Source organism: Niveispirillum sp. BGYR6 (assembly GCF_027568365.1).
GTDB lineage: Bacteria > Pseudomonadota > Alphaproteobacteria > Azospirillales > Azospirillaceae > Niveispirillum.
In genome coordinates, this window is record NZ_JANLNL010000003.1 from 476,487 (window position 1) to 483,484 (window position 6,998).

The 6,998-nt window shown below is 64.0% G+C and carries 9 protein-coding genes; 4 read left to right on the top strand and 5 right to left on the bottom strand.

All coding sequences use genetic code 11. The features are described from left to right. Nucleotides 1-4: 4 nt before the first annotated feature. The 3 genes from PCJ49_RS10450 to PCJ49_RS10460 form a co-directional block, all read right to left on the bottom strand. A complete protein-coding gene (locus PCJ49_RS10450) occupies nucleotides 5-631 on the bottom strand; it encodes a universal stress protein (RefSeq protein ID WP_269910869.1) in 627 nt (208 codons plus the stop codon). Nucleotides 632-685: 54 nt separating this feature from the next. Next, nucleotides 686-1,120 (bottom strand): CBS domain-containing protein, encoded by a 435-nt coding sequence (locus tag PCJ49_RS10455; protein ID WP_089289703.1) that lies wholly within the window; start codon nucleotides 1,118-1,120, stop codon nucleotides 686-688. Nucleotides 1,121-1,319: 199 nt separating this feature from the next. Next, on the bottom strand, nucleotides 1,320-1,673 hold the full coding sequence (locus tag PCJ49_RS10460; protein ID WP_269910870.1) for a YciI family protein: 354 nt from the start codon (nucleotides 1,671-1,673) through the stop codon (nucleotides 1,320-1,322). A gap of 172 nt (nucleotides 1,674-1,845) precedes the next feature. On the opposite strand from PCJ49_RS10460, the gene PCJ49_RS10465 reads away from it, so the two are divergent. Next, entirely contained in the window at nucleotides 1,846-2,025 is a 180-nt protein-coding gene (locus PCJ49_RS10465) for a hypothetical protein (protein ID WP_089289701.1), read from the top strand. A 39-nt stretch (nucleotides 2,026-2,064) separates the two neighbouring features. On the opposite strand, the gene PCJ49_RS10470 is transcribed toward PCJ49_RS10465, so the two are convergent. Further along, complete coding sequence (locus tag PCJ49_RS10470; protein WP_089289700.1) at nucleotides 2,065-2,328, bottom strand: hypothetical protein; 264 nt, start codon at nucleotides 2,326-2,328, stop codon at nucleotides 2,065-2,067. A 541-nt stretch (nucleotides 2,329-2,869) separates the two neighbouring features. Between PCJ49_RS10470 and PCJ49_RS10475 the strand changes: the two genes are divergently transcribed. From PCJ49_RS10475 to PCJ49_RS10485, 3 genes are all read left to right on the top strand, one after another. After that, entirely contained in the window at nucleotides 2,870-3,889 is a 1,020-nt protein-coding gene (locus tag PCJ49_RS10475) for an ABC transporter substrate-binding protein (RefSeq protein ID WP_269910871.1), read from the top strand. A gap of 91 nt (nucleotides 3,890-3,980) precedes the next feature. Beyond that, nucleotides 3,981-4,742, top strand: coding sequence for an ABC transporter permease (locus PCJ49_RS10480; RefSeq protein WP_269910872.1), 762 nt, complete (start codon nucleotides 3,981-3,983; stop codon nucleotides 4,740-4,742). Beyond that, on the top strand, nucleotides 4,739-5,497 hold the full coding sequence (locus PCJ49_RS10485) for an ABC transporter ATP-binding protein (RefSeq protein WP_244559622.1): 759 nt from the start codon (nucleotides 4,739-4,741) through the stop codon (nucleotides 5,495-5,497). The genes PCJ49_RS10480 and PCJ49_RS10485 overlap by 4 nt, the downstream gene beginning before the upstream one ends. 9 nt (nucleotides 5,498-5,506) lie before the next feature. On the opposite strand, the gene PCJ49_RS10490 is transcribed toward PCJ49_RS10485, so the two are convergent. Continuing rightward, entirely contained in the window at nucleotides 5,507-6,523 is a 1,017-nt protein-coding gene (locus tag PCJ49_RS10490) for a hypothetical protein (RefSeq protein ID WP_269910873.1), read from the bottom strand. Between the last annotated feature and the right edge of the window lie 475 nt (nucleotides 6,524-6,998).

The window sequence follows — 6,998 nt, forward strand, 5'->3', positions numbered from 1 at the left end:
GCGATCAAGCCAACCGGTCGATCTGCCGGGCCGTGAGGTTGCCGGGGACCACCACCAGCGGGATATCCAGGCTGCCCGCCAGCTCGGAAGCCAGCCAGGAAATCAACTGCCCGCGCCGCTGCGACGGGGGTGCTGCCCCCACAACAAGGGCGTGAATGTCGCCATCTTCCCGAATGGCCGCCAGGATTTCACTGCCAATCGGCCCTCGCCGGATCTGGATTTCCGGTAACAGGCCGGTCAAGCCATTCACTTCCCCGGCCAGATCATGCAGCAGCAATTCCGCCTCCGCCCGCTGCTCCTCCTCCATGGCGGTGGCAATGCTGATCCATTCCCGGCAATCAATGGGCTCGCTGATATGCAACAGGGCCAGCAGACCGCCGGTATTGCGGGCCCGCAGGGCGGCAAAGCGCAAGGCGGCGCGGGATTGCGGGCTGCCATCGACACAGACCAGGAATTTGAACGGTTCCGTTCCCGGCGCCGCCTTTGGTGGCGCGGTCAGCCCTGTGATCGCACTCCCCCGGTCAAGGGCTGCCAGGGTTTGCGCTGCCACCGCCTGGGGATTGGTCTGAATGGCGTTGGCCACAACAGTATCTTGCCGGCCGCGAAACGCACCGGTCAGGCTCATGAACATGGTTTCCTCCTGTCTTTCCGCGGGCAGGGGGGTGTTCAGGGCATTCAATGGGTACTAAACGCGGCCGGCGACGTAATCGCGCAGGCTTTCCACCTCATGTGTATATTCGGCCAGACGGGATTTCACCACGTCGCCGATGGAAATCACCCCGGTCAGCCGGCCCTCATCCACCACGGGCATGTGACGGAAACGGCCTTCCGTCATCCTTGTCATCACCGATGCCACTGTGTCACGCGGGTCGCAGCTGATCACCTTGGTGGTCATCACCGCAGAGGCCGGTTTTTCCAGGGCCGCCGGCCCATGAACGGCCAGAGCCCGCACCACATCGCGTTCAGAAAGAATGCCGGCGATCCCCCCCGCCTCATCCACAATCATTACCGCGCCGATGCGGTTGACATGCAGGATATGGACGATGGCGCCGATCGTGTCGGACGGTTTGCTGGTAATGATGGTAGAGCCCTTGGTTTTCAGGATCACGGAAACATGCATCGCTGATCTCCTCCCCGGCTGGGCTGATGGCCCGTGCATCGACGCATCGGGCCGATATAGGGAACGCGATGTTGCGCCGCACGCGCAAGCCTAATCGGTGGCACTGCCATGAATGCGTCCACTACCCCTTTTGCCACCGACCGACGGGGAGGGGGCCGGGCGTGGTCACGCCCGGCGGCATCACGACAAGGGGCCGTTCTCAGGCCCCGCACTCATCCGTTTCGCGCAGCTCAATCTCACCATAGCGCAGATGGGGGCAGTCGGCGATCAGGGCTTCGGCCTCCGCATAACTGGCGGCTTCAATCATGAAGAAACCGCCGATGACATCCTTGGCTTCCGCAAAGGGGCCGTCGGTCACCAGCAGCTTGCCATCCCGGGCCGTCAGCCGGCGCCCGCCTTCATCCTTCAGCTTCTGCCCGCCGCGCAGCCGGCCGGAAGCCTCCATCTTCTGTCCCCAGGCCATATATTGCGCGATGGTGGCCTGCATTTCGTCAGGCGACATGGCGGCAAAGGTGGCGGGGTCTTCATGCAGCATCATGATGAAGGTGGGCATGGTCGCGGCTCCTCTGGTCGGTGGAGGGGGCTGGAATTCCCCCTCTCCCCCACTGACGAAGAAGCCTCGGCCAAAACGACAAACCTGTCGAAAATTTTCTTCACCCTCGCAACAGGGGGCCTTGATCGGCTAAACCCGACTATCTGTCGATGTTTCCCTGTTCGAGGCGGTGATGAAGCTGGAAGACCGTTTGGCCGTGAAGCTGCTGGCCCAGGCATCGGCCCAATTGGGCAAAGCGGTGAATGAAACCCTGTGCACGGAGCCGGACCGGCGGGTCATCCGCGCCCTGATTGCCGATGCCAAGGAACTGATCGCCGATTTCGAGGATCAGTATTTTCAGGGGCGGGACTGATCTTTCCCGCCCCCAATCCCGGCTGGCCGGTCCACAGCGTCAGGCCAGTTCGCGCGCCGGGGCGGCCAGCCCCCAGGAACGGAATATCTCCCCCCGGCTGTCCTGGCGGCGTTTGCCGGGCCGCTGGCTGGCCGTCTGTTCCAGCAGGCGGGCCGCGCGTTCCACGGCCGCCACGCTGGCATAACGGCGTGATTCCATGCTGCTGAATTGGTTATCGGCAGCGAAGAAGCGATAGGCCCCTTCATCATAAACGGCGATACCGGCGCTGCGCTGACGGGTTTCGATGCTATAGGCAATGGACATGGCTTACCCCTTGCCCAGATGAACAACATCATCCGGGTGTGAAATATCAAAATGGACCGAAGGCTGCTGAGAGCGTCTGTTGACGCGTCAACAACAGCGCTGTTGGTTTTTGCGGGGGGAAGCCGGTTTTCGTTTGGATATGCTGGTCTTCATGGACCCAAGCCCTTCCTTCAACAAGGTTTGCGGACAAACCACGAAGGGACTTCGTGGCGCTTTAGCGTTTGTTGACGCGGCGCAAGCTGCTGTTCGTCAAATTCCCGCGTATCCGTCCGCCCACCGAAAGAACCCCTGACGGGCCCCCAGCGGGTGGCTGGATAAAATGGGGCATTGCTGCCTTGGAACCCATCATTTGGTGTTGCTGGGGTCACTGTCAACCCTGTTTTTTTGATTTCCTGTAAATTGGTACCGGTGCTGGTTCAGCTAATCACGCATAGTTGGTGTGAATTTAGGAAAACAACAAATCAGATTGACGAAATTCAGCGAATGCCCAACCTTCTGTCCAGGGCAACCGCTCCTGCCATTCACATAAGGGATCAACCCCATGTCCTTTGTCCGCCGCCTGTCCGCCACCGCGACTGTCGCCTTCCTCTCGCTCGCTTCCGTCGGGGCCGCACAGGCGGCCGATCCGGTGGTGGTGCGGGCGGGCTATATCCCGGTGCTGGGGGCCGCTCAGGCCTTCGTCATTGACAGCCAGGGCTGGGACAAGCAGAACGGCTTTGACCTGCAGCTGAAGCAGTTTGACAGCGGGCCGAACATGATTCAGGCGGTGGTCTCGGGCACGCTGGATGTCTATGTCGCCGGCATCGCCCCGGTGATCGTGGCCCGCGGCAAGGGGATCGGCGTCAAGGTGGTGGCCGCCACAGCGGTGGAAGAACTGGTGGTTGCCGCCGGTCCCGAACTGGCCAAGACGCCGGGCAGCCCGGCAGAGTCCATTGCCGCCCTGTCCAAAAAGCTAGGCCGCCCGCTGAAGCTGGCCACCCAGCCGGCCGGTTCGGTGCCCAACACCATGCTGCAATATTGGCTGTGGGAAGTGGCCAAGGTGGACAAGGCCCATGTGGAACTGGTGCCGCAGGGCATCGATGCCACCCAGCAGGCCTTGCTGGCCGGTGCCGTTGATGGCGCCATCCTGCGGGAGCCGGCCCTGACCATCATCACCGGGCGCAATTCCGATGTGAAGGTGCTGGCCTATGGCGGCGATATTCTGAAGAATCAGCCCGGCAATGTGGTTGCGGTGACGGATGAGTTTGCCGCCAAGCACCCGGAGATTGTCCAGAAGCTGGTGGAACTGACCGCCAGGGCCACCGAGGTGCTGAAGAGTGACCGCAAGGTCGCCATCGATGCGGTGGAAAGCGCCATCGGCAAAGGCCTGATCGACCGCGCCATTCTGGACAAGGCCCTGTCATCCAAGGCGGTGCAGTTCTCCACCGACCCGAATGCCATCGTGGCACAAACCGCGACGGTGCAGGATTATCAGGTGAAGCTGGGGACGGTGAAGGAAGCCCAGCCGGTGGCAGACATCTTCAATCTCAGCTACTACCAGAAGGCGGTTGCCGGTAAGTAACTGTCTTTGGAAGCTTGGTTTCCATTCCAATTGTTTTCGTTGGGCCGGGTAGCCGTGGATCACGGGTGCCCGGCCATTATGGTTTGATGAGATGAAACAAGCGAACAAGGCCGAGCGCCTGCTGCTGGCGATCACCGGTGTGGTGCTGTTCCTGGGTCTTTGGGAGGCGCTGCCCCGGTTTGGGCTGGTGAAGCCTATGCTGTTGCCGCCGCCCAGCGAGATTCCGGCCACCTTCTGGCGGGAGGTGCAGTCGGGCGCCTGGCTTTCCGCCGTGCAGGAAAGCCTGAAACATTATGTCACCGGGCTGGTGCTGGGCTCCTTTCTGGGGGTGGCGCTGGGCGTGCTAACCGGCATGTCGCGCGTGCTGGAGGATATGACCAACTGGGTGGTCCGGCTGCTGCGCCCGATCCCCGGTCTGGCCTGGGTGCCGTTCGCCATCATCTGGTTCGGGGTCAGCCCGGCGGCAGCCAATTTCATCATCATCATCGGCGTGTTCTGGATCAATTACTTCGCCGCCCTGGGGGCGGTGCAGGCGGTTGACCGCGATTTGATCGAACTGGCCAACGCCTTTGGCCACCGCTCCCCCATCGCCCGCCTGTTCAAGGTGGTGCTGCCGGCCTCCATCCAGCCCATCATGTCGGGCTTGCGTACCGGCCTGGGACAGGCCTGGATGGCGGTGGTGGCGGCAGAACTGTTTGGCGTGTCGGGCCTGGGCCAGCGGATGATGCAGGCATCCTCCCTGCTGGCGACCGATGTGGTGGTGGTCTACATGATCACTATGGCCGTGCTCTATGGCATCGTCGATACCAGTTTCGTTCTTGTGCGTGACCGTTTGCTGGCGTGGAAAGCATGATCACCATTTCCGATCTGACCCTGTCCTTCGACAGCGACCGCGGCCGCACCATCGTGCTGAAGGATTTCCATCTGGATATTGCCGATGGGGAATTCATTGCCATTGTCGGCGCTTCGGGTGTCGGCAAATCCACCCTGTTGCGGGTGGTGGCAGGGCTGGTACGGCCGACATCCGGCACGGTGAAGCGGGACAGTCCCGAACGGCCGGGCCGCCGGCCCTATGCCATGGTGTTTCAAGATGCCCGCCTGCTGCCCTGGCGGCGGGTGGTGAAGAATGTGGAGTTCGGCCTGGAAGGGCTGGGCCTGACAGCGGAGGAGAAACGCCGCCGCGCCACGGAGGCTTTGGCCCTGGTCGGGCTGGCCGACAAGGCTGACCGCTGGCCGCACCAGCTTTCCGGTGGCCAGCGCCAGCGCGTGGCCATTGCCCGCGCCCTGGCCGTTGATCCCGATCTGCTGATGATGGATGAACCGTTCGGCGCGCTGGACGCCATCACCCGGCAGTCGCTGCAGGACGAGCTGATCGATCTCTGGCAGCGGACAGGCAAGACCATCCTGTTCGTCACCCATGATATTGAGGAGGCGGTTTATCTGGCCGACCGGGTGGTGCTGCTGGCAGGCAGCCCGGCCGGCGTGCGTTCTGCCGACCGGATCATGTCCGCCCGCCCACGCCAGCGCGATGATGAAGCCGCTCGCCATACGGCGGCCGAAATCCGCACCCGCCTTTATGACTATGTGGAGCAGGGCGAGGGGATTTGACGGGGTTGGTCATACCCGGCGGGACGGGCCTTGCCGGCCCGTCTGCACCTTTGCCCAGCGATGCGCCCCGGTCTGGAAGCCAATGGTGCCAGCAAAGCCCACGGTTTCCAGGCTGTCGCGGAACAATTCGCCAATGCCCTGGCGCAGCTCGGCCGGCAGCAGATCCAGGGTGCGGATCATCAGGTCGAGACGACCGGGCCGGACCAGCCCGTCCAGTTGCATCGGCCCCAGGCGGGAAAAGCTGAGATCCAGCAGGAAGCGCTGCGCCTTGCCCTTTTCCTCCCCACCATCCCCCGTCTTTTCCTCACCATCCAGGGCATGGCGCACGGCAAGCTGCATCCGGCTGATCTGTTCGGGCGGGCCAATGGGGATGACCATGCTGCGCCAGCCCTCCGGCGTCGGTTCCGCCGCCTGACGGGCCACGGCTTGGAAATCCTCCCGCAACTGGGCCAGCAGTCGGCCGCCGCCACGCCGTTCCAGGCTGTCCACCGCGTCGCCCCCCAACCAGCCGGCCGCATCGCCACCACGCAATGCCGCCAGAAAGAAGGTCAGATTGGTGGTCAGCCGCTTGTTCGGCTGTGGCAGGATCGTCTGTGCCAGATGGCGGGCCAGCACCGGATCGGTTGCCGCCAGCATGGCCATCACCTCCTTCATCGCCGGCCAATCCTGGCCCTGGCGCGGGTCCAGCGGTGGCAGCATAGCCGGCCCCGGTTCTACGGTCGACGGGACATCCAGCAACACTGTCAGCGCAGTGCCGGGCGGTAGGTTCGTCTGCCCTTTCAGCACCAGCATTCCCTGTGGGGTGGACAATACCGGTTGCCCCTGGCTGGTGCTGCCCATCAGGGTGGCGGGCAGGGCATTTGGCGGCAGTTGCTCCAGAACCGGCTCAGCCACCGCCAGAATGCGCACGGACAGGTTCTGTCCGTGTCGCAAGGGGGCCGGTGGCGAGGGTGGGGAGGGTGCCGGACTGATGGGCGTGGCCGTCGGCAGGCCCGGCGGCTGTGCTCCCCGCAGGCGGGCTTGCATTACCGGTTCGGCGTCCCCGTCGGGGAGAGCCTGCGCGGGTTGTTGTGGGGTGGTCAGCACCGGTCCTTGGGGTAGATTTGGCAGCGTTGGGCGCGGTGTGGGCGCAGTAGGTGGTGCCGACGGCTGCGGCCCTCGCAAGCGCGCCTCCATTACCGGTGCGGCGTTCCCGTTTGAGAGAGCCTCAGCGGGCTGCTGCGGAGCGGTTGGCGCCGGTCCTGCGGGTGGATTTGGCAGTGTCGGGCGCGGTGCCGGGCCAATGGGCGGCGTGCTCGGTGGGGCCGGCGGCTGCGCCCCACGCAGGCGGGCTTCCATCACCGCTGCGCCGCTCCCGTCTGGGAGAGCCTGAGCAGGTTGCTGCGGAGCGGTTGGCGCCGGTCCTGCGGGTGGATTTGGCAGTGTCGGGCGCGGTGCCGGGCCAATGGGCGGCGTGCTCGGTGGGGCCGGCGGCTGCGCCCCACGCAGGCGGGCTTCCATC